This window comes from Desulfovibrio cuneatus DSM 11391 (assembly GCF_000430005.1).
Classification (GTDB): domain Bacteria; phylum Desulfobacterota; class Desulfovibrionia; order Desulfovibrionales; family Desulfovibrionaceae; genus Frigididesulfovibrio; species Frigididesulfovibrio cuneatus.
The window spans coordinates 109,103-129,619 of the sequence record NZ_KE387017.1; the positions used below are offsets into that span (position 1 = coordinate 109,103).

Genomic DNA, 20,517 nt, shown 5'->3' on the forward strand with positions numbered 1-20,517 from the left:
TTATGCCTGCGGTATCATAACTTCCTGTAGCAAGCAGGTTGCCGGCAGGGGGGGTGTTGGAACGTGTTTGTCCACATTACGCCAAGGGTTGCTTGCGGGCAAGAACCAAACGTATGTCAGCCACGTAGGCTCCGTTTTCGTCTGCCAGCACCGGGTTGCATTCGGCTTCTTCAATTTCAGGAAAATCAAGTGCCAGTTTGGACATGATGAGTAAAATATCTTCAATGGCCGTGAATTTGACGGGCTTTTGGCCGCGCATGCCTGCCAAAATGGGGAATGCCTTGATTTCCCGTACCATATCATGCACGTCTTCCAGGGAAAGGGGGGCAAGGCGGCTGGAAATGTCTTTGAAGGTTTCCACATGAATACCCCCAAGGCCAAACATGACCATGGGGCCAAAAAGCCTGTCACGCTTGAAGCCAATAATCACTTCGCGTGCGCCTGCCGGGGCCATGGCCTGCACAAGGCACCCGGCTATGTAGGCTTCAGGCCGCATGCGGGTGGCACGGTTGGTAATGTCTATAAACGCTGCCCGCACTTTTTCCAGGGAATCCAAGTGCAGCACCACCCCGCCTACGTCGGTTTTATGGGAAATTTGGGGGGAGGCAATTTTTAAGGCCACGGGCAAGCCAAGTTGTTTGGCAATGTGGCAGGCTTCATCGCTGGTGCGGGCCAGTTTTGATTCCAGCATGGGCATTTCATATGCGCTTAAAATGCCCAATGCCTGAAATTCAACAACTTCCAGTCCAGGCTGGTCGCGGGCTGCATCCACTTCTTTGCGGGCTCGGGAAAGGTCGCGGCGGTAGTTTACTTCCACTGGCGGGGGTGTTTCCCGCCACTGGCTATGGCGGTACATGGCCCCCATAACGTCAATGGCAGGTTCAGGAAAGGCAAAGCAGGGTATGTTGTTGGCAGCAAACAGGCGTTTGCCCGGTTCAGCCGAATTGCCCCCCATAAGGCAGGCAAAAATGGGTTTTTCGCAGCCTTTAATGGCTTCGCTCACGCAGGCTGCCACGTCTTCCACCGGAATGCGGGCCGTTGGGGCGGCAAGCACCAGGGCCATGTGTACATTGGGGTCTTGCAGCACCACGGCCAGGGCATCGGCCAGGTTTTTTGCTGTGCCGTCCCCCACCACATCCACCGGGTTAAATACAGAAGCATAGGCTGGTAACATACCCTTTAACCGCTCAATGGTGGAAGGGGCAAAGCGGGCCAGGGTCAGGCCTGCTGCGGTGCAGGCGTCTGTTGCAATAATGCCAGGGCCGCCTGCATTGGTAACCACAGCAATGCCCGGCCCTTTGGGCAGGGGCTGGCAGGCAAAGCCCTGGGCCATGGTAAACAGCCCTTCCATGCTGTGGGCACGAATAACGCCTGTTTGGCGAAAAGCAGCTTCAAAGGCCATGTCTTCCCCAATAAGTGCCCCGGTGTGGGAAGAAGCAGCCCGTGCGCCTGCCGGGGTGCGCCCGGCTTTGAGCAAAATAACCGGATTCTTGCGAGTGGCCTTTTGGGCGTTATGCAAAAAACGGGTGCCGCTTTCAATGCTTTCCAGGTAGCCTACAATGACTTTTGTGGCAGGGTCTTCAGTCATGTGGGCCAGCACGTCGGATTCATCAAGGGCCATTTTGTTGCCAAGGCTGACAAAGGAAGAAAACCCGATATTTTCATCTTTTGCCCAGTCAAACATGGCGGCGCAAAAAGCCCCGGACTGCGAGAAAAAGCCAATGTTCCCAGGCAGCGGCGAATCTTTGGCAAAGGTGGCGTTCATGCCACTAGCCGTGTTAGCCAGGCCAAAGCTGTTTGGGCCAAGCACGGCCATGCCATAGTGTTCCGCTGCGTGTTTTATTTCCAGTTCAAGGGCTGCACCGGGGCCGCCAGTTTCTTTAAACCCTGCGCTAATAATAATGGCAGCGCGTGTGTGCTGTTCACCCAACTGGTGTATGGCGGCCAGCACGTTGGCGGCAGGCAGGCAGATAACGGCAAGGTCCAGGGGCCTGTGCTGGGCCGGAATATCTGCAATGTTGCTAAAAGTGGGCAGACTGAGTATGCTGCCCTCTTTGGGATTTATGGGCAAAATGTGCCCAGAAAACCCTGCGGAAAGAAGATTTTTAACAACAATATTCCCAATTTTCCCCGGTGTGGCCGAAGCACCCACCACAGCAATGGTGTGGGGGGTAAACAGTGCGCTGGTGTTTTTATGGGTAAGCATTGTGGTCTCGAATGACAAGGTGACAATATGGTGGAACAAATACGCCAGGCGCTAAGGTATGACTTTTCAGACCCCGCGTTGCTGGTGCAGGCGTTAACACACAGTTCTGCTGCCAACGAGCTTGCGGGTTTTGAAACCCATAACGAACGGTTGGAGTTTTTGGGCGACGCTGTGCTTGAGCTTTGCGTCTCACAAGAACTGTATAACCGTTTTCCTTTGGCACGTGAAGGGCAATTAACGGCCATGCGCTCAAAAATGGTAAACCAGGAAGTGTTAGCTGGACTTGCCCGTAAAATTGGCTTGGATACAGTACTTATTTTAGGGAAAGGAGAAGAAGGGCAAGGGGGAAGGGTACGCGCCTCATTGCTGGGCGACGCTTTGGAAGCGGTGCTGGGAGCTGTGTATGTGGATGGTGGGTTTGCTGCCGCGCACAAGGTTGTGTTGCACCTTTTTGCTGCGCGCTGGCCCGCTGAACAGCGGGTGAATAAAAATAAAGACCCCAAAAGCAGCTTGCAGGAAGAATGCCAGCGGCTTTTTAAGGACAGGCCCATGTATGTGCTTGAAAGCAGCCAAGGGCCAGAACACGCTAAGGTGTTTACGGTGGCACTTACCCTGCCAGATGCCACCCAGTTTGTTGCTACTGGTTCCAGCATGAAGCGGGCAGAACAGCATGCGGCCCAAAAGGCGCTGGAAGCGCTTGGGGCTGCGGGCTAAAAAAGGTAAACCGAACGAGAACAGTTTGCTTTGAAAATGTTCCAGTACACGTATTTGCGCGTTAAGCACCAAAGCAAGCGTGCGTTACGTTTTGAGAATAGTTTTTCTTAAAGTGAATGTGCTCGCTCAAAAAATACACCGGGCTTGGGTTGGGTGCGAAAAGCCTGACCGGATGTCTTGTCCGGTGGACGTTTCGCACCGCCACCACGCTGGCGGCGGCGCGCCTGTGGCTTTGCAGGCTGTGCCGTATCATTACACTGCGAAGGCAAGGGAAAGCTTGCCCCCGCAGTGTATGTCTTCGGTCTGCCTCAGCCAATGGGCGCGCGTTAGCCTTGAATGAGCTGCATTGCCATTTTTGGCAGGGAGTTTGCCTGGGCCAGCATGGCTGTGGCTGCCTGGGAAAGAATCTGGTTGCGCACAAATTCGGTCATTTCAGTGGCAACGTCCACGTCGGAAATGCGCGATTCTGCTGCCTGGAGGTTTTCAGCCTGCACTTGCAGGTTGCTGATGGTGTTTTCCAAGCGGTTTTGGGCAGCACCAAGGTGGGCACGAATTTTATCTTTGGAGATAATGGCCTCGTTCAGGGCTGTCAAGGATTGCTGGGCTGCTTGTTGGGTGGAAATGGTGAAGCCTGGGCCAACAGCAGACTGGTTGCCAACACCAAGGGCGGAAGCTGTGGAGTTGCCGATTTTGATGTAGTAGTAGTCTTCGGCAGAATCGTTCCCTGTACCAAAGTGAACTTTCAGTTTCCCTATGGCGCTCAAACCGCTCCCGTCGTGGTTGTCGCCGGAAAGGTTCCCGTTGAGCAGGTAAATGCCGTTAAAGTCGGTGGCGTTGGCGATTCGGGTAATTTCTGAAGCCATGGCCTGGTATTCAGATTCGATCATCAAACGCTGGTCAGAGTTGTAGGTACCGGTAGCTGCTTGTTCTGCAAGCTCTTTCATACGAATGAGCTTTTCGTCAACAACACCCAGGGCGCCGTCAGCCGTTTGAATAAGGGAAATGGCATCGTTGGCGTTACGAATGCCTTGGTTCATGCTGGCAATTTCAGCCCGCATGAGTTCCCGAATGGCCAGGCCTGCTGCGTCATCCGCAGCGGTGCCCACGCGCAAACCGGAAGAAAGGCGACGGGTTGAAGTTGCAAGGCGTGCGTAGCTGGCGCCAAGGTTACGAGCAGAGTTCATTGCCATCATGTTGTGGTTTATGACCAAAGACATTGTGTGAGTCCTCCGTAAAAGGGTTTCGATGCCTTTGGTTAGCAAGTACGATGCCAAAATAAAAAATATACGTAAAATCAGCATGTTAAGTTTTTACAGTTTTCGGCCTGAGCCTGGAAGCCTGGAAAAGGGGAAATTTTTACCTGATTTTTTGACAACCCAAATGCTCGTTACCGGTGCGAATAGCCTGCATATTCAGGTTGTTGCCTTGAATGGTTCAGGGGGGGGGCAGGGTGAACAGCGTCTTAGCCAATTTAAGGAAACGGGGAACACAGCATAGGAACTTGGGGTGCCTTTTATGAGCGCGCAGAAATTGTTCTGGCTATAAAGCCAGGGCAAGAAAGCCATAATTGCCCTGTTATCTGGCGGTTTTTTGACATGCGCAGGTCGTGCTGGCTGGAACTTCTCTTTATAATAAGGAAGAGGTGGTGCTGCTACAAGGCACCATGCTTGGTGGGCGGGAGAATAGGCACGGAACAGACAGAACCGCTGTGCCGGGTAGCGCAAGCATCAGGGAAACACATATTACGTGTACCCCTAATGCTTGCGCTACCCGGCACAATGGAATAAGCTGTTGATATTGAGGGAGCTTTATATAATGTATGCCCCCTTGGAATGCCAGTCAATATTTCTCTGGCCTGGGTTGGGTGCGCCTGTTTTGCTCATCTCTTTATTACCCCTGGCGGGTACCTTCCCTTAAGCCAAAGTCGCGTTTTAGTTCAATAGCCCTTATGGCGTGAATATTGCATGTTTTTCAATGCATGGAAAATATTCCCGCGCACGGTGGGAGCAATAAACAAATGAAATGAGTTGGTTGCTCTGCAAGGAGTATAACGAAAAATCATTGCCACAAAACAGGCGTAGGTGAGCTTTGTTCGCCGTTAAACGACTATTTCAGGTGGTAAAGGTTTTCGTGTAGGCCTTGGTCGCACCGTGCGCGGCACGCCTTACCTTATTCCATGTAGACTTCTTGTTTGAATACGGCTTCGCTTTTTATGGTATCAAGCAGGTCGGCAAGGGTGTGCTTTACGTGCTCGCGTATGTCGCCAGCCACTATAAGAAGCATTACGTCGTCACCAGGTTTGAGCATTCCGGATTTGCATTGGGCAACAATGCGGAAAATGCCAGGCTGTTTTTCTTTTTCCCGGCAAATGGCATGGATTTTGTCCATGTCAGGCTCTACTGTAATGCTGGTAACAGCTTTATGGTCGTTGCGGGAAAAACCACGTACAACACCGTTATGGATCAGCACCATGCCGACTTGGTCGGCAAAGCCGGGTTCTTTTTTTAACTCTGCAAGCGTTTTGTTGATGTCCATGGCTGTATCCTCCTAGGATGATAGTGTATGAAAGCATTGGCTGAATTGCGAAAACAGCTTCCCAATGTAACGGAAGCGCAGATGCGCGCTGACGGGTATTGCCTGTGGCTTGTTTGGCAGGGTGAGCTTAACACCATTTTGGAACAAACCCTGGCAGACTATGGTGGCGTATGCATTGTTGGTAGCCAGGGCCAAAGTCTTTGGTTCTTTTTTACCCAGGACGTTTTTCTTTCTGCGGCGCGGCTTTCTGTTTGGGCTAGGTTTAACAGCCCACGGGCAGCTATGCAAATATTTCCTGCCCGGCTGCAAGTAGACACGGCCCAGCGCAGAATGCTTATTTTTGATGAACCATTGTGGCAGCAAACGTTTGCCATGCCCTCAACATTTCAGGTGTGGGTGCATGGGGCTGCTACCCTGGCCCTGGCCGCCCTGCCCGGTATTTCCATGAAGGAAACACCAGGCCTGCCCGGCATGGCTGCCAATACCTGGGGCCTGCTTGATGCAGACGCCAGGCTGCCATACCAATCTTCCTTTGCCTGGTATGCTATTGTGCACCCTGTGGGCAACCCCCTGGATAAAGCCTTTCAGTCCGGGTGGCGGGAATTTTTTGGCCATGTGGAAAACTTGCTCCGCCGCAACAAACTGCGCTTTAGCCTGCACAACTATTATCTTACCTTCCCGCTGGACGGGCTCCGCCAGTTCAAAAGCTGGTGCCAGGAATATCTTGCCCTGGTAGACAGGCTGAAGGCAGAAAACCCAGACCACTACTGGCCTTGTGTGCAAGCCATTATTGACAAAAAGGGCGTGAACTATACTGACGACCTGCCCCAGCGGGTGGGAATAGATTGGGACCAATTGAGTCCGGATTATCCTTACACCGCCATGCGCAACGCCCTGTTGCTTGGGGACGAATTTGTGTTCCACCCGGCACGGTTTGCTGCAAGTTCTCATTCTTCAGATGACTGGTGCAGCATTACGTTGCGTTCGGACGAAAAAAGCTCTGGCACGCCATTGCCCCAACTCTTGCCAAGTAGCATGATGGGTGCAAACCCACAATGTTTTTATTGTGGGCAGCGCAGCCACATTACCGCAGAATGCCCTAGCCGCACCATGCCTGCCCATGACGGTAAGGTGTGGAATGAAATGGCAACCTTCAGCTTTACTGATATGATGGTGGCGGTAAAGGAAATTGATGCGCAGTTTGCCAAGGAAGAGCCACCTACCATGCAGCAGCTTGCTGCAGAAATGACCCCTTGTGGCACCATGGTTCGGGCGTTTTATGATATTGCCTGGCCCACGCAACTGCGGTCCATCAGCATTTTTTGGCGGCTGCGCGGCAAAGACATGGCCAAAGCCCTGGCAGAACAGCCCGCGCCGGAAGATGACAGCCCCTTGTGGCCTTTGCTGCTGAGCTTTACAGAACGTGAACCCGCTGCGCTTGACAAGGAGCTGCAAGGGCTTTCCCACCGCTTTCCCAAGGATTTTCGCATAGCTTCCTTGCGTGGCTTTGTGGCCCTGGAACAGGGCGACTATACCAAGGCTGCACAATTGTGGAAAGAAGCGGAAGTGTACAGTACGTTTCCTGTTATTCAGGCCTGGCACGTTTTTTTGCAGGCACGGGTCGAAGAATTTCAGGGGAATTTGCTCCAGGCCAGGCAAATGTATGAAGCTGCCAAGCTTATGACCCCTGCCTGGAGTATGCTGGAACAGCGCATTGTGGTGTGTGATATCAAGCGCGGTTTTTCCGAACTTGCCCTGCCCCCCCTAACGGCGCTTGTGGAACAAAACGGCAACTATTTTAATAAGTTCCTTATTGACCCGGAAATAGAGCGGGGTAGCATTCACGTGTTTTCCTGCTTGCTGGGGCTTTGGGCCGGTATGGAAGCGCGGGTGGAACAGGAAGAAAGCAGGCTGGCACACCTGCAAGATGAGCTGGTGAGCTGGTTTATGCCTGGCAACGCCTTTGCCGAAGCTACGGCAGAACGCATTCAAAAACTTATGGCAGTTACCCAGTATAAAAACTATGTGGCATACCAGTCCATTGCCTATGGCAGGGTGCGCATAGAACGCGACCTGCAAAGCCACATCCGGCAGGAAGCAAAGCGCTATAAGGATGAATTCACCAAGTATGTTGAACGGCTGCAAACCATACGCGAAGAGTCGGCCTGGTTTCCGTTCCAGCGGGTCATGGCAGATTTTACCCGACAGTATAACAAGAGTGTGGAATCACTTAACTGGGCCATGCGTAATGGCTTTCAAACCGCAGAAACATTCAAGAAAGCACAGATTCTTGTGGGGGAAGAAGCAGAGCGCATGAAGCGCCTGGAAAGCCGCATGCGGTTTTTACGCATTATTCGTGATGCCACATTGTTCCTGCTTTCATTGTTAGAAACGTTTTTCTGGATTGAGCTTGTGGGCCTTATTGCCATTTTTGTGTTGTTGCCTCTTTTGCTGGTATATGGTGACAAAATTGGCATGGACATGGTGGTTTCCGTTGCCAGCAAACAACGCTGGCAAGTGCAAAAGGTACTGTTCTTTTTCATTACCATTGTGGCCATTGCTGTGGCCGGGCTGCGAACGGCCCTGCGTTTTGAGGCCATTCGTGAAAAAGTGTTTGCCAAGGCCAAGAAAAAAGAAGAAACACGCCTGGAAAAAAGAAAGAAAGATGTGCAGCGTGGGCAGAGCAAGCAGGCCGCCGCAAAAAAATAGTATTACCCCTTACGCCCCTGGTGGGGTACAGGAACCCGTTACACCCCCAGTCTGTGCGCACAGGCTGGGGGTGTTTTTTGGGGGAAGAGGTGGGTAATTTTGAGAGGCGTGCAAAAAACCGTCAACCCATCAGCGTGGAAAATGTTTCCCAATTTTGATTTTTGCGGTATAGTGTATGAACCCGATGGTTTTTTCAGAGCGTTTCACACCGAAACGCATTAGTTGCAACCAACCGCATGTTTCCCGGTGTGTACGGGAACCAGCGCAAACGATAGAGAGGAAGGATTATGCGTCTTGTTACCCGTTCCGACTTTGACGGCCTTGCCTGTGCCGTGCTGTTGAAACATATTGGCATGATAGACAGTTACAAGTTCGCCCACCCCAAAGACCTGCAAGACGGTTTGGTGGAAGTTTCTTCTTCTGATATTCTTGCCAACGTGCCTTTTGTGCCTGGTTGTGGCATGTGGTTTGACCATCACAAAAGTGAACAAGACCGCCTTGGCGAATTCAGCTACAAAGGCCTTTCCAAGGGGTCACCTAGTTGTGCCCGTGTTATTTGGGAATATTTTGGCGGCCATGAACGTTTCGATACGTTTTTTGATACTATGCTGCTGTATGTTGACAAGGTGGATAGCGGCGACCTGAGCCTGGATGAAGTACTGAACCCCACCGGCTGGGTACTTTTGGGTGCCATTATGGACCCTCGCACAGGCCTTGGGCGCTACCGCGACTACCGTATTAGCAATTACCAGCTTATGCTGGACATGATTGACTACTGCTCCATGATGACAGCAGAAGAAATTCTTGCCATTCCTGATGTGAAAGAGCGGGTAGACCGTTACATTACCCAGCAAAAGGCCTTTGCTGCCATGTTGAAGCGCTGCTCCACTGTGCACGGGAACGTGGTAATGGTAGACTTGCGCAACGAGCAGGAAATTTTTACCGGCAACCGTTTTACTTTGTATGCCTTGTACCCGGAGTGCAACATAAGCGTGCAGACTATGTGGGGGCTGAAGCAGCAGAACACGGTATTTACCGTGGGCTATTCCATTTTGAACCGCACTGCTACGGCAGATGTGGGTGCCCTTATGTTGAAATATGGCGGCGGTGGCCACTTGCGGGTGGGAACCTGCCAGGTGGAAAACGACCAGGCAGTGCGCGTGCAGGAAGAAATTCTGGCTGTATTGCAACAATAATCCGCTGATTGAGGATTACTGAATTGGCTTGAATGTTGTGGCGTTTAACGCTCTATTTTCAGTGTATTTACTTTTTCCATGATGCTGGGGGAGCCTTAGGGCTGAGAGTGGCAAATGCCAGACCCCTTGAACCTGACGCAGGTGATACTGCCGTAGGGAAGCGTTTTTCAGACCTCATGAAAGCCCGTTCCTTACGAACGGGCTTTCATGTTTTTAAAGGAGCGAGTGATGAGCATGACACTTCCGCAGACTGCGCTGTATGCGGTTACTGACCAGGCAGCAACGCTGCGAGGAATTTTACAGCAGGAAGGTCTTTATGAGTAACAGTACAAAGGCGCTACACCCAAGGGCAACCAGCAGTCCTGTTATACTCAGTATTGCCGGTTCAGATTCTGGCGGGGGTGCTGGCATTCAAGGCGATATTAAAACCATCAGTGTCCTTGGTGGTTTTGCGGTTACTGTTATTACTGCCCTTACTGCCCAGAACGGGGCAGGGGTGAGCGGGGTACAGGTAACCCCCCCGGATTTTGTGTTGCAGCAACTTGCCGCTGTGCAAGAAGGGTTTTCTGTTCAGGCTGCCAAAACAGGTATGCTGGCAACGCGGGAAGTTATGGAAGCGTTAGCCCCTGCCCTGGCCTGCCGCACGTACCCATTGGTGGTAGACCCGGTGTGCGTAAGCCAGTCAGGTCATGCTCTGTTGGAAGCAGGGGCACTGGAGTGCCTGCGAACCCGCATTGTGCCCCTGGCTGATGTGCTTACCCCCAATGTGCCGGAAGCGGAAGCCCTTACCGGGCAACGCATTGGTTCTTCAGCCCATATTGAAGCACCCATAAGGCAACTACTGGGCATGGGGGCAAAGGCTGTGCTGTTAAAGGGCGGGCACCTGGAAGAGTTTGCCGGGCAGGGGCAAATAACCGACTGGCTTGGGCTGCCTGATGGCACCATAATCCCGTTTGTGCATAAGCGGGTGGAAACGGCCAATAACCATGGCACTGGCTGCGCCCTGGCGGCAGCCCTGGCCACTGGGCTGGGGGCTGGCCTGAATGTGCATTCTGCTGTGATGCAGGCCCAGGAATTTTTAAGCATAACGTTGGGAGCAGCCTATGCCCCAGGTATTGGGGCTGGCCCCCCTAACCACATGGCCTGGCTCAGGAAACGCTGATTTATTCCGTTTTGCGGCGTTGCTTGCATTTTTGCAACGGGGGCAGGGCCAAAGAGCCCGGCCCGCCCTTGCAAAAAAACATCGCGCCTTGCCAAACGAAATAACTGAGCGTTTCCCCAGTGTCATTAAATCAGTGTTTCCATAGTGACCGCTGATTTATTCCGTTTTGCGGCGTGCTGCCCATACATCTCAACGCAGCCCGAGCGGAAAAGAGTCACAACCACCAAAAAAGCCACCTTACGGTGGCTTTTTTGGGAGTGTAGGGTCACAAAGTGAAAAACGCTATTCCTTGAAGGAGAATTACGCCTTGGGGCGCAAGGCGTGTGTATGTAATGTTTCTTGAAAACGGTATTGTCTTCTTATTCTCTGGCGTGTTCCACAGGCAGGGCATGCAGTACAGTGGTTAGGCTGCGCTATGTGCCGTTTGTGTGGCAGGGGGTAAACACCCCCGGGAGCAAATGAACCTGCTATTGTTACTAAGCTCCCTGGCAGAGTCCCCATGAAAGAAGTTTTTCAGGGGTAACGGCTCGCATTCAGTGGTGTGTTCCAGCACATACGTTGTGCGGCTACCGTTGGTGCGGGTGGGTGCTTACGCACACTCCAGAGACAATTTACAGGAAATTGCTCTAGCCGGAAATAAGACGCAGTGCCATGCTTGGCAGGCTGTTTGCCTGGGAAAGCATAGCCACAGCAGACTGGGACAGAATTTGATTGCGTACAAATTGTGTCATTTCCAAAGAAACGTCCACATCAGAGATGCGGGATTCAGCGGCTTGCAGGTTTTCAGCCTGAATCTGCAAGTTGCTTACGGTACTGGTCAGGCGGTTTTGCATTGCCCCAAGGCTGGCGCGAATCTTGTCCTTGGCGGTAATGGCATCATTAAGGCCTTTCAGTGCGTTTTGAGCGGCTTGCTGCGTGGAAACTGATGCTGCCGTGCCACCGGAGTTGTTGCCAACACCAAGAGCTGAGGCCGTTGCAGTGCCAATTTGCACGAAGTAGAAGTCTGAAGTTGAGTCGTTGCTTGGCCCGAAGTGCACAAGCAATTTGCCAGTAGACTTCATCTGGTCAATGGTTGAGGTGGCACTGCTCAGGTTGCCATTCAACAGGAATACCCCGTTGAACGAGGTTCCGCTGGCAATACGGGTAATTTCCGAGGCCATGGCCTGGTACTCAGATTCAATCATAAGACGCTGGTCTGAGTTGTAAGTACCCGTGGCTGCCTGCGTAGCCAGTTCTTTCATGCGAATGAGCTTTTCGTCGATAACACCCATGGCACCGTCGGCGGTTTGAATAAGGGAAATAGCGTCGTTGGCGTTACGCACGCCCTGATTGATGGATGCAATGTCTGCACGCATCAATTCACGAATACCAAGACCGGCGGCATCGTCAGATGCCTGCCCAACACGCAGCCCAGATGAAAGGCGGCGCACAGAGGTAGCCAGTGCATTGTATGAATTCCCAAGGTTTCTTGCCGCATTGGCAGCCATCATGTTGGAATTAATGCTAAGAGCCATGATCATTCCTCCTTGAACGAATCATATTGCCCTGCGCCATAACTCCAGGTTGGTAACCTCCTTCTGGCTATTTTTCACTTAACTCCCTTATCGGCCGTGTCCCATAAGGCTTTAGGGGGTAAGTAAAAACAATGTACAAGGGGGAGTCGTCTGTATCTGCATGAAATGTCTTGATAAGTTAATCAATACTTGCTTACATCCAGTTTTTTTTCCAAAAAAAATACCCAATTGCCAGGGAAAAAAGTGTTGTTCCCCCGCTTATCCAGATAAATACAGTGGGGTGGTCCTGCATGGGCAAGGGCACGTTCATGCCATACACGCCTGCCACCAGGGTGGGTATCATCAGCACAATGGTCAAGGCAGTAAGTACCTTCATTACCTTGTTCAGGTTGTTGGAAACGATAGCCCCAAAGGTGTCGCCCAGGCTGCCAAGAATCTGGCTGAACACGTCGCCCATGTCGCTTGCCTGGCGCATTTCTGTAAAGGCAGCCTGCATACGGGAATGTTCTTTGGGGCTAAGGGGCAGGTGGTTTTCTTTCAGTTGCTCGTCAATAATGCCGCAGTTTCCTCTCAGGGAAGTCAGGAAGTAGATAAGGGACTTTTCCATGTGCAGCAGGCTGAGTAATTCTTTATTTTGCATAGACTTTTGCAAGGTGTGCTCAACATGTTCGGAGGCATCAATCATTTGCTGTATGTGCCGGATAAATTCGGTGCCAATGCGAAAAATAAGGGCCAGCAGCACACTGTAGGTAGCATTTTCAGATATAAGCCGGACTTTTTGTTGCAGAAGGGCTTCCACCAGGTTAGGTTTTGCACACACTGTGATAATGGCAGTGGGGGCAAGAATAATGCTGATGGGATGGGTGGTGAAGGGCATTTTGGTTTTTGCGGTTTCCCGTAACGAAGCACGCAACAGAATGTGGCTGAATACTCCTTGTTGTTCAAAGCGGGGGTGCTCGTTTATGTCTGCTGCGGCCAGCAAAAAGCCAATGGGAAGGCCGATTTTCTTCACCAGGGCGTCACATTCTTCCTGTGTGGGGTCGGTGAGTTGTATCCATGTCTGTGGTGCTGGGGGTTCCAGGGGTTCATAAAGCAAAGAGCTTACTGGCGATGTATGTATCATGCGGTGGTCCTTTTGGCTCTTTTGATTTTTTGCGGGGACGGCCAGCCCCAGAGCAATTGTACTGTAAAAAGTACGCGAACAGACGGTTCTTGTATAGAAAAAGCAGGTGCCACTTCCTGTTATGTAGGGTGGCACCTGCTGATGAAGTGAACACTAAGAATGCGCCCTAAGGGCGGCAGGCATGTACTGCCTTAAATAAACAGGATGGAAATAAGCACAAAGCAGGGAATAAGGAAGGCCAGCGACCACCCCATGTAGCCAAAGAAGCTGGGCATTTTTACGCCCATGTCTTCAGCAATGGAGCGCACCATAAAGTTGGGGGCGTTCCCAATGTAAGTGTTGGCACCCATAAATACGGCCCCGGCAGAAATGGCCAGCAGGGTGGGGGCCATGTCTGTCATAAGGTGTACAGGGTCGCCGCCTGCGGTGTTAAAGAACACCAGATAGGTGGGGGCGTTGTCCAGGAAGCTGGAAAGCAGCCCGGTAAGCCAGAAGTACATCATGTTGTTGGGCTGCCCTGCTTCTGTAGTGACCATGTTAATAACAGAAGCCAAAGCGCCGTTGGTGCCTGCCTTTAAAATGGCAATGGCAGGAATCATGCTGATAAAAATACCCAGGAATAGCTTGGCAACTTCTTCAATGGGGGCCCAGTTGAAGTCGTTAAGAGCACGGGTTTTTTTGCTAGTAAGCACCAGGGAAAGGCCAGCAATGCCCAGCAGCAGTAAGTCGCGCACAATGTTTTGCAGGTCAAGGTGAACGCCCTTGAAAATGTCGAAGCTTACATTGGGCTGCCACATGCCGCTCATAAGTACCGCGCCAATAATCAGGACCAGCAAGGGGAAGTTGATAAGGCCGTCAAAGCCCAGTTTTTCGTTGCTGTTTTCCTGTACAGGGGCTGTGGGGCGTCCTTCCTTATTAAAGTGGTACGTATCAAGAATATGGTGCACCACAAGCAAAATGCCACACAGGAACAGCATGGGAAGAAACAGGTGTTGCAGTGTCCAGAAAAAGGAAACACCTTTCAAAAAGCCCAGGAACAGGGGTGGGTCGCCCAGCGGGGTAAGGGAGCCGCCCGCGTTGGCCACCAGAAAGATGAAGAACACCACGTTATGCACGCGGCTTTTGCGGTGTGCGTTGGCGCGCAATAAGGGGCGAATAAGCAGCATGGCAGCGCCGGTTGTCCCCATCCAGCTTGCCAGGGCTGTGCCCACGGCAAGAATGGCTGTGTTCACCATGGGGCTGCCCACAAGGCTGCCCTTTAGGCGAATGCCCCCTGCCACGGTAAACAGGGCGAACAGCAGAATGATAAATGGTACATATTCCAGCATAATGGCGTGCAAAAGCTCGAACAGGGCAAGCTGAACGCCAAAAGACATGGCAAATGGCACCAGAAAGGCAAGGCCCCAGAACAAAGAAATTTTGCCAAAGTGGTGGTGCCAAATGGCAGGAGCAGCCAGGGGCATGATGGCAATGGAAAGCAGCATGCACACAAACGGAACAACCCATAGCGGGCCTAGCTGGGCACCATCAAGGTGCAGTTCCGCACACAGGCCAGCCTGGGGAAAAAGCAGCACAAATAATAGGGTGAGTAGTGGAATAAATCGAGATTTCATCAATAACACGTTTCACCTCCGAAAAATACGTTGTGCTGCGCTGGTTGTTGCCCTTCAAGCCAGCTTGAGGTAACACTTCTGGGTCATGCGGCAGCGACTAAGTGAACAAAAAAGTGTGTATTTACACAAAACACACCTTGCATGCGCGGTGGGAAAAAGGTACCCAAAAGTGTACCTGACAAAGCACAGCGCATACAATAACAGAAAAGGTGTTGTTTTTCAACAGGCATATATGCTATCTCCCCGCCGGGCTAAGCATCTTTTCCCTGCGGGCCTATGGGAAGACTTTTCCCTTGTTTTTGCAGGGTAGGGGGCCTTTCTCCAGGCCGGGGAATCTTTTTTCGCTTCGCGTGTGTGCAGCAGTATAAGCAGTAATGGACCAATGACCAAAACGAGGCGATATGCGTACTTCCCTTACCCCCGAAAGGGCGGAAAAAATTCACCGGGTGTTACACCACCGTCAGAAAAATCTCACCCTTGTGCTTGCCAATATTCACGACCCGCACAACGTTTCTGCCATTTACCGTAGTTGCGATGCGTTTGGCGTGCCAGAAGTGCATTTGTACTATACCCACTGCGCGTTCCCGGCTTTGGGGGCAAAAAGTTCTGCTTCGGCCCGTAAATGGGTGGAAACAGTGCGCCATACCACCGACCAGAGCCTTGCCAGCGCATTGAAGGGCCAGGGTATGCAAATTCTTGCCACCAACTGTAGCCCCGCTGCCAGACCCTTTCGGGAATACGACCTTACCCGCCCCACGGCGCTTATTCTTGGCAATGAACATGGTGGCGTAGACCAGGAATTGTTCGGCATGGCGGATGGCGAAGTGTACATTCCCATGTACGGCATGATCCAAAGCTTCAATGTTTCTGTGGCTGCTGCCTTGCTGCTTGCTGAAGCCGCCCGCCAGCGCGAAGCCGCAGGCATGTATGCAGAACCCCGGTATACCAAGGAAGAGCTGGATGCGCTGTACGAAGTGTGGGCACAGAAGTAATTTCAACGAAGCCCGAGCGGAGAAGAGGAGAAGGGGAGGACTGTGCTTCTGGAGTGCAGAAGGAAAACTGCCCTTTTTACCGGATGCTTCGTTGTGGGGCAATTTTCCGTCGGGGCAGTATTTATATACAGCCCCTTGAAAAATTGCCCCGCGCCTCGCCTGCGGTAAAAATTTCATCATTTTCCTTCTGCTCTCCAGAGAGTACCCCCCCGGCAAGCCCGCGAAGCGCGACCTTTGCCGGGATTTAGGGTGGCTTCGCATGGGAAAAAACAAACAGGTACTTTGCCCAATGAATGCTCAGGGCGCGGAGAGGGAAAAAGGACGGCGGGGTGTATCTTGGAGCGACAAGGCGGGGCGCAGGCGGCTTTGCCGCCGAAGCATTTTACTCGCCGCTGGAGCGGAGGTAATAGCCGCCCGCCAGCGCGAGGCCGCAGGCATGTATACAGAACCCCGGTATACCAAGGAAGAACTGGATGCCTTGTATGACGTGTGGGCGCAGAAGTAGTTGTGGAAACGGTCAGTTGTTTTGTTTGGCAAGGCACGAGTATTTTTTGAGGCGGGTGCTGGACTCTTTGGTCCTGCCCCGCCTTAAAAATGCGAGTAACGCAGCCAAACGGAATAAATCAGCGTTTCCTTACGGGAGGATGTGCAGGCAAGGCGCACCCTCTGCACACACCACTTCCCCGATGACGTGGGCAGGCTCGCCCTTGTCGTGGAGCATGGAAACGGCCCGGTGCACAAGGCGGGCAGGCACTGCCAGCACCAGGCCACCGGATGTTTGGGTGTCAAACACAAGGTCAACCACAATGGGGTCTACCCCCTGGGCCACCTGGGTGCGGTGCCGGCAGTGGGCGCGGTTGGCGTGGCTGCCGGCAGGCAACAGCCCAATGCTGGCCAGGGCATGAACGTGGGGCAGCAGGGGCACGGCCCCGGCATACAGGGTTATACTTACCCCGGAAGCTTCCGCCATTTCCAGCAGGTGCCCCCCAAGGCCAAAGCCTGTTACATCGGTGGCGGCTTTCAGCCCCAGGGCCTGAATGACCTCGGCGCCATGCTTGTTCAGCCTGCCTGCCCACTGAATAATAAGTTCTTCCATGGCTTCATGCCCTTCCCACCGGGCCTTCACCGCCGTGGCCAGCACGCCAGTGCCAAGGGGTTTTGTCAGCACCAGGGTGTCCCCTGGGCGCAACCCTGTGTTGGCGGCAAACCTTTCCGGGTTTACCAGCCCGGTGACGGCCATGCCATACTTTATTTCCGTATCTTCCACACTATGCCCACCAGCCAGCACAGCTCCTGCTTCCAGCAAGGCTTCTGCCCCGCCTGCCAGAATGCGTTGCAATATTTCGGCAGGCATAGTTTTCAAGGGGAAGCCCACAATGTTCATGGCTGTCCACGGTTCGCCCCCCATGGCGTAAATGTCTGAAAGGGCATTGGCTGCGGCAATGCGGCCAAAGGCAAAGGGGTCGTTTACTATGGGCGTGAAAAAGTCCACCGTTTGTACCAACGCTTTGCCCGCAGGTACGCGCACAATGGCGGCGTCTTCATGGGCGTGGCTGCTGGTAAGCAAACGGGATTGTGCCAAAGGGTCCTGGGGCAGAGCGCGCAAAATACCCTCCAGAGCCTCTGGAGGAATTTTAGCCGCTCAACCGGCGGAACGGCAGGAGTCTATCAGGCGTTGTGGCAGTGTTTTCATGGTATGTGTTGGCTACGTTGTGGGGTGGGCTGCATGTGCGTGGCGCAAGGGGCTGGTAGCATCACACAAATAGTGCAGAAACAGTTTTGTGGTGGGGAACATGGCCCGCCGGGTATTCACCACACAGGAAAAGGTGCGGCAAGGGGAAACTCCGGCAATGGAAACAGCACGCAGGGTGCCGTTTGCCAAAGCCTCTTTGGCTGCAAGGTGGGAAGCAATACTCAGCCCAAGCCCCGCAGCCACATATTGCATGGCGGCGTGGGAACTGTCTACAGTAATGCGTGTAGACAGGGCGCGGGGGTCATAGCCAGCAAGGCGCAAGGCTTCTTCAAACAGCTTGCGTGTGGTGGAGGTTTCTTCCCGCATAATCCAGGGCAAGGCGGCTGCCTGCCCAAAGGCGAGGCCAGCCAGGTGAGTGCTGCTGGGCAGGGGGGGGATAGTTGCCGGGGCAATCACCACAATATCGTCCTGAATGAGGGGGGTTACATACAGGTCGGCGTCTGTGGGGTCGTAATGGCCCACAATGCCAGCTGCCACTTCACCCTGCCGTACTTTTTGCAGTACTGCCATGGAAGAGGCAATGGTCAGTTTGGGCTGCACTTTGGGGTGGCTTGTTAAAAAATGGGCGAGAATGCTGGGCAGCACATGGTGCGCGGGAATAGTGGTGCTGGCTATACGCAGGGTGCCTGTGGCTTCATAATGCAGGCTGTCTATTTCTTCCTTGGCCTTGGCAAGGTTTTGAAAGGCTTCGTGGCAGTGGCGCAGCAGTATTTCCCCCGCTGGTGTGGGCAGCACGGTGCGTGTAAGGCGGTCTACAAGTTTGGTGTTCAGTTCCCGTTCCAGGGTTTGAATGTGAGCGCTTACGGTGGGCTGGGAAAGGAATAGCGCTGCCCCGGCTTTGGAAAAGCTTTTTAACTCGCACACTTTGCAAAAGGCTTCTAACTTGCGTAAGTCGTACATAGTAACTTGGGGGTTTATAGTGTGAATACTTCAGGCAACCCTAACAAATTTTGTCACACTACGCCAGCAGGCAGGAGGGATTATTCTGTTTTGCGCTGCAAGGAAGGCAGGGAGGCAAGGCCATAGGCCAAGGTGCTTACGGCAATAATGGCTGCCCCGGAAGAAATGTTGGTGTACCAGGCAAGCACGAGCCCTGCCAGACTGAAAAGCAGGCTGCACAGCCCTGCTACAACCATGCAGGAATAGAGCGAACGGCAAAAGCGCCGGGCAATAGCCGGGGGTATGGTGAGCAGGGCCAGCACCAGAATAAGCCCCACAATGCGAATAAGCATGACCACCGCCAGGGCCGTTAGCCCCACCAGCAACAGGTACAGGAAGCGCACAGGCAGGCCACGGGCCTGGGCAAAGTCTTTATCAATGGAAATGGCCCAAAGCCCCTGGCGGAAGAAGAGCAACACCACGACGAGCAAGACATCAAACAGGGCCATGGCCCATATATCTGCCCGAGGCACTGTAAGAATGCTGCCAAACAAATACCCCATGAGTTCCCCGGTGTAGCCAGGGGTGAGTTCAATAAGAATAATGCCAAAGGCCATGCCCGCTGCCCAAAGTACGCCAATGGCGGCATCTGCCCCACCTTCCTTGCCAGCCAGGCGGGCAGGGGTGTGCAGGCTGACAAAGCCCATAAGCAGAGAAGCCCCAAGAGAAAAGAGCAGGGTGCATAACAGCGGGGGCCAGCCAAAATAAATGGCAAGGCCTATGCCGCCATACGCCGCGTGGGAAGCGCCCCCCGCCAGAAAGGTGAGGCGGTTGCACACCACCAGGGAGCCCACAATGCCGCAGGCCACGCTGGCCAGCAGGGCGGCCCACAGGGCGTTTTGCAGAAAAAGGTAGGAACCTGCGGAAGCAAGAAAATCAGCCACGGCCCGCCCCCTGGTTCTGGGAATCTTCAAGGCGACGCTGGAGGGCGCCAATGGGGCAACTGTGCGCATGGGTGCCAAATGTTTCCATAAGGCCCGCAGGGGAAAGCTGATTGCTGGGTTGCATGGTAAGGGTGCGGTTGACCAGGGCAATGTTGGTGAAGTAGGGGGAAGCCAGGGAAAGGTCGTGGCTAACCAGCACAATGGTGCAACTGCCGCGCAATGTTTCCAGAAAATCATAAAAACAATGCTTGCCCTCAGGGTCTATGCTGGCGGTGGGTTCGTCCAGAAGCAGCAGGAAGGGAATGTCCTCTCCTTCTTGTGTTGGTTCCGGCTTTGCCATAAGGGCACGGGCTGCCATGGCCCGCTGGCACTGCCCGCCGGAAAGGGAGCCAATGGGCCTGCCCGCCAGGCCTGAAAGCCCCAAGGTTTCCAGAAGGCGCAAGGCCTTTTGCCGGGCCTTGGCGTGGGTGCCCCAGCCGCCCCCCAGGGGGCTGGCCTGCGCCCCGCCCATGAGCACCATTTCCAGCACTGTGGCGGGAAAGTCTGCCCGGAGGGTGGTAAACTGGGGGACAAAACCCATGTGGCTACGGCTGGCAGCGGGTGCCTTGCCAAATATCCGCACTTCCCCCCCGCTGGGAGTAAGCAACCCCAACAGCAGGCGCAGCAGGGTGCTTTTGCCGCCCCCGTTAGGGCCGATGATGGCCAGAAAATCGCCAGCCTGCACGGTAAAGGTTATGTTGTGCAGCACCGCTTCCGTGCCGTAGGCATAGCAAAGGTCTTGCACCTGTACGGCGGGCACCGAAGGGTGCACAGGTGCTTGCTCCGGTGGGAGTGTGGCCTGCTGGCAGGGGTGGGCGTGGGGAGTCGATGCGGGCATAGTGTCTCGTTGCGTTGTCACAGTATAAATAGGGAAGCACAGAGTAAATCGTATCTTGGAAACGCGCAGTTATTCTGTTTGGCAAGGCACGAGCTTTTTTTGAAGCAGGAGTAGACTTTTCCGTCCTTGACTGTTTCCTTTATCCGCTCGGGCTTCGTGTAGATGTGCGGCCAGCAAAGCCACCCGCACCCTCCGCCCTCACTCTACGGCTCGCAATGCTCGCGACTGCCGTCGATTTACTTACACTCGGGCTTCGTGGAGATGAACAGCCAGCAAAGCTGCCTGTTCCCTCCGCCCTCG

Annotated in this window: 16 protein-coding genes and 1 riboswitch; of the genes, 6 read left to right on the forward strand and 10 right to left on the reverse strand. The window is 53.5% G+C overall.

Annotated features, from left to right (window positions below):
- Positions 1 to 76: 76 nt before the first annotated feature.
- The gene (locus G497_RS0113090; RefSeq protein ID WP_027188482.1) at positions 77 to 2,206 is read right to left on the reverse strand and encodes an acetate--CoA ligase family protein; all 2,130 of its coding nucleotides are present in this window, start codon (positions 2,204 to 2,206) and stop codon (positions 77 to 79) included.
- A gap of 27 nt (positions 2,207 to 2,233) precedes the next feature.
- Between G497_RS0113090 and rnc the strand changes: the two genes are divergently transcribed.
- Entirely contained in the window at positions 2,234 to 2,920 is a 687-nt protein-coding gene (rnc, locus tag G497_RS0113095; RefSeq protein ID WP_027188483.1) for a ribonuclease III, read from the forward strand.
- A 326-nt stretch (positions 2,921 to 3,246) separates the two neighbouring features.
- Here the strand turns inward: rnc and G497_RS0113100 are convergent, their stop codons facing one another.
- Both G497_RS0113100 and G497_RS0113110 read right to left on the reverse strand, forming a co-directional pair.
- On the reverse strand, positions 3,247 to 4,137 hold the full coding sequence (locus G497_RS0113100) for a flagellin N-terminal helical domain-containing protein (protein WP_027188484.1): 891 nt from the start codon (positions 4,135 to 4,137) through the stop codon (positions 3,247 to 3,249).
- Between the two features lie 952 nt (positions 4,138 to 5,089).
- Complete coding sequence (locus tag G497_RS0113110) at positions 5,090 to 5,455, reverse strand: molybdenum cofactor biosynthesis protein MoaE (RefSeq protein ID WP_027188486.1); 366 nt, start codon at positions 5,453 to 5,455, stop codon at positions 5,090 to 5,092.
- Between the two features lie 27 nt (positions 5,456 to 5,482).
- Between G497_RS0113110 and G497_RS18255 the strand changes: the two genes are divergently transcribed.
- The 3 genes from G497_RS18255 to thiD all read left to right on the forward strand — a co-directional run bounded on the left by G497_RS18255 (position 5,483) and on the right by thiD (position 10,522).
- On the forward strand, positions 5,483 to 8,164 hold the full coding sequence (locus tag G497_RS18255) for a hypothetical protein (protein WP_051258125.1): 2,682 nt from the start codon (positions 5,483 to 5,485) through the stop codon (positions 8,162 to 8,164).
- A 287-nt stretch (positions 8,165 to 8,451) separates the two neighbouring features.
- The gene (locus G497_RS0113120; RefSeq protein ID WP_027188487.1) at positions 8,452 to 9,360 is read left to right on the forward strand and encodes a DHH family phosphoesterase; all 909 of its coding nucleotides are present in this window, start codon (positions 8,452 to 8,454) and stop codon (positions 9,358 to 9,360) included.
- 76 nt (positions 9,361 to 9,436) lie between these two features.
- A riboswitch (TPP riboswitch) is annotated at positions 9,437 to 9,536 on the forward strand.
- Between the two features lie 140 nt (positions 9,537 to 9,676).
- On the forward strand, positions 9,677 to 10,522 hold the full coding sequence (gene thiD, locus G497_RS0113130; protein WP_051258126.1) for a bifunctional hydroxymethylpyrimidine kinase/phosphomethylpyrimidine kinase: 846 nt from the start codon (positions 9,677 to 9,679) through the stop codon (positions 10,520 to 10,522).
- Between the two features lie 626 nt (positions 10,523 to 11,148).
- On the opposite strand, the gene G497_RS0113140 is transcribed toward thiD, so the two are convergent.
- The 3 genes from G497_RS0113140 to G497_RS0113150 all read right to left on the reverse strand — a co-directional run bounded on the left by G497_RS0113140 (position 11,149) and on the right by G497_RS0113150 (position 14,772).
- Positions 11,149 to 12,036 (reverse strand): flagellin N-terminal helical domain-containing protein, encoded by an 888-nt coding sequence (locus G497_RS0113140; RefSeq protein WP_027188489.1) that lies wholly within the window; start codon positions 12,034 to 12,036, stop codon positions 11,149 to 11,151.
- 193 nt (positions 12,037 to 12,229) lie between these two features.
- Positions 12,230 to 13,159, reverse strand: a complete 930-nt coding sequence (locus tag G497_RS0113145; RefSeq protein WP_027188490.1) for a magnesium transporter CorA family protein — start codon at positions 13,157 to 13,159, stop codon at positions 12,230 to 12,232.
- Positions 13,160 to 13,350: 191 nt separating this feature from the next.
- A complete protein-coding gene (locus G497_RS0113150; RefSeq protein ID WP_027188491.1) occupies positions 13,351 to 14,772 on the reverse strand; it encodes a sodium:proton antiporter in 1,422 nt (473 codons plus the stop codon).
- A 401-nt stretch (positions 14,773 to 15,173) separates the two neighbouring features.
- Between G497_RS0113150 and G497_RS0113155 the strand changes: the two genes are divergently transcribed.
- Positions 15,174 to 15,764 carry a TrmH family RNA methyltransferase gene (locus G497_RS0113155; protein WP_027188492.1) on the forward strand — a complete coding sequence of 197 codons (591 nt, stop codon included), beginning with the start codon at positions 15,174 to 15,176 and terminating at the stop codon, positions 15,762 to 15,764.
- 289 nt (positions 15,765 to 16,053) lie between these two features.
- The gene (locus G497_RS0113160; RefSeq protein WP_156908123.1) at positions 16,054 to 16,269 is read left to right on the forward strand and encodes a hypothetical protein; all 216 of its coding nucleotides are present in this window, start codon (positions 16,054 to 16,056) and stop codon (positions 16,267 to 16,269) included.
- A gap of 129 nt (positions 16,270 to 16,398) precedes the next feature.
- Here G497_RS0113160 and selD read toward each other — a convergent pair whose 3' ends face one another.
- The 4 genes from selD to G497_RS18260 all read right to left on the reverse strand — a co-directional run bounded on the left by selD (position 16,399) and on the right by G497_RS18260 (position 20,217).
- Positions 16,399 to 17,457 (reverse strand): selenide, water dikinase SelD, encoded by a 1,059-nt coding sequence (gene selD, locus G497_RS0113165; protein ID WP_084516299.1) that lies wholly within the window; start codon positions 17,455 to 17,457, stop codon positions 16,399 to 16,401.
- 12 nt (positions 17,458 to 17,469) lie between these two features.
- A complete protein-coding gene (locus G497_RS0113170; protein ID WP_027188495.1) occupies positions 17,470 to 18,417 on the reverse strand; it encodes a LysR substrate-binding domain-containing protein in 948 nt (315 codons plus the stop codon).
- An 80-nt stretch (positions 18,418 to 18,497) separates the two neighbouring features.
- Positions 18,498 to 19,340, reverse strand: a complete 843-nt coding sequence (locus G497_RS0113175; protein WP_034637985.1) for a metal ABC transporter permease — start codon at positions 19,338 to 19,340, stop codon at positions 18,498 to 18,500.
- Positions 19,333 to 20,217: a metal ABC transporter ATP-binding protein gene (locus G497_RS18260; RefSeq protein ID WP_084516303.1), complete on the reverse strand. Its 885-nt coding sequence runs from the start codon at positions 20,215 to 20,217 to the stop codon at positions 19,333 to 19,335. Before G497_RS18260 ends, G497_RS0113175 begins: the two co-directional genes overlap by 8 nt.
- Between the last annotated feature and the right edge of the window lie 300 nt (positions 20,218 to 20,517).

Coding starts and splice junctions, on each gene's coding strand:
- G497_RS0113090 (WP_027188482.1), bottom strand. CDS start 2,206: ATGCTTACCCATAAAAACACCAGCGCACTGTTTACCCCCCACACCATT.
- rnc (WP_027188483.1), top strand. CDS start 2,234: ATGGTGGAACAAATACGCCAGGCGCTAAGGTATGACTTTTCAGACCCC.
- G497_RS0113100 (WP_027188484.1), bottom strand. CDS start 4,137: ATGTCTTTGGTCATAAACCACAACATGATGGCAATGAACTCTGCTCGT.
- G497_RS0113110 (WP_027188486.1), bottom strand. CDS start 5,455: ATGGACATCAACAAAACGCTTGCAGAGTTAAAAAAAGAACCCGGCTTT.
- G497_RS18255 (WP_051258125.1), top strand. CDS start 5,483: ATGAAAGCATTGGCTGAATTGCGAAAACAGCTTCCCAATGTAACGGAA.
- G497_RS0113120 (WP_027188487.1), top strand. CDS start 8,452: ATGCGTCTTGTTACCCGTTCCGACTTTGACGGCCTTGCCTGTGCCGTG.
- thiD (WP_051258126.1), top strand. CDS start 9,677: ATGAGTAACAGTACAAAGGCGCTACACCCAAGGGCAACCAGCAGTCCT.
- G497_RS0113140 (WP_027188489.1), bottom strand. CDS start 12,036: ATGGCTCTTAGCATTAATTCCAACATGATGGCTGCCAATGCGGCAAGA.
- G497_RS0113145 (WP_027188490.1), bottom strand. CDS start 13,159: ATGATACATACATCGCCAGTAAGCTCTTTGCTTTATGAACCCCTGGAA.
- G497_RS0113150 (WP_027188491.1), bottom strand. CDS start 14,772: ATGAAATCTCGATTTATTCCACTACTCACCCTATTATTTGTGCTGCTT.
- G497_RS0113155 (WP_027188492.1), top strand. CDS start 15,174: ATGCGTACTTCCCTTACCCCCGAAAGGGCGGAAAAAATTCACCGGGTG.
- G497_RS0113160 (WP_156908123.1), top strand. CDS start 16,054: ATGAATGCTCAGGGCGCGGAGAGGGAAAAAGGACGGCGGGGTGTATCT.
- G497_RS0113170 (WP_027188495.1), bottom strand. CDS start 18,417: ATGTACGACTTACGCAAGTTAGAAGCCTTTTGCAAAGTGTGCGAGTTA.
- G497_RS18260 (WP_084516303.1), bottom strand. CDS start 20,217: ATGCCCGCATCGACTCCCCACGCCCACCCCTGCCAGCAGGCCACACTC.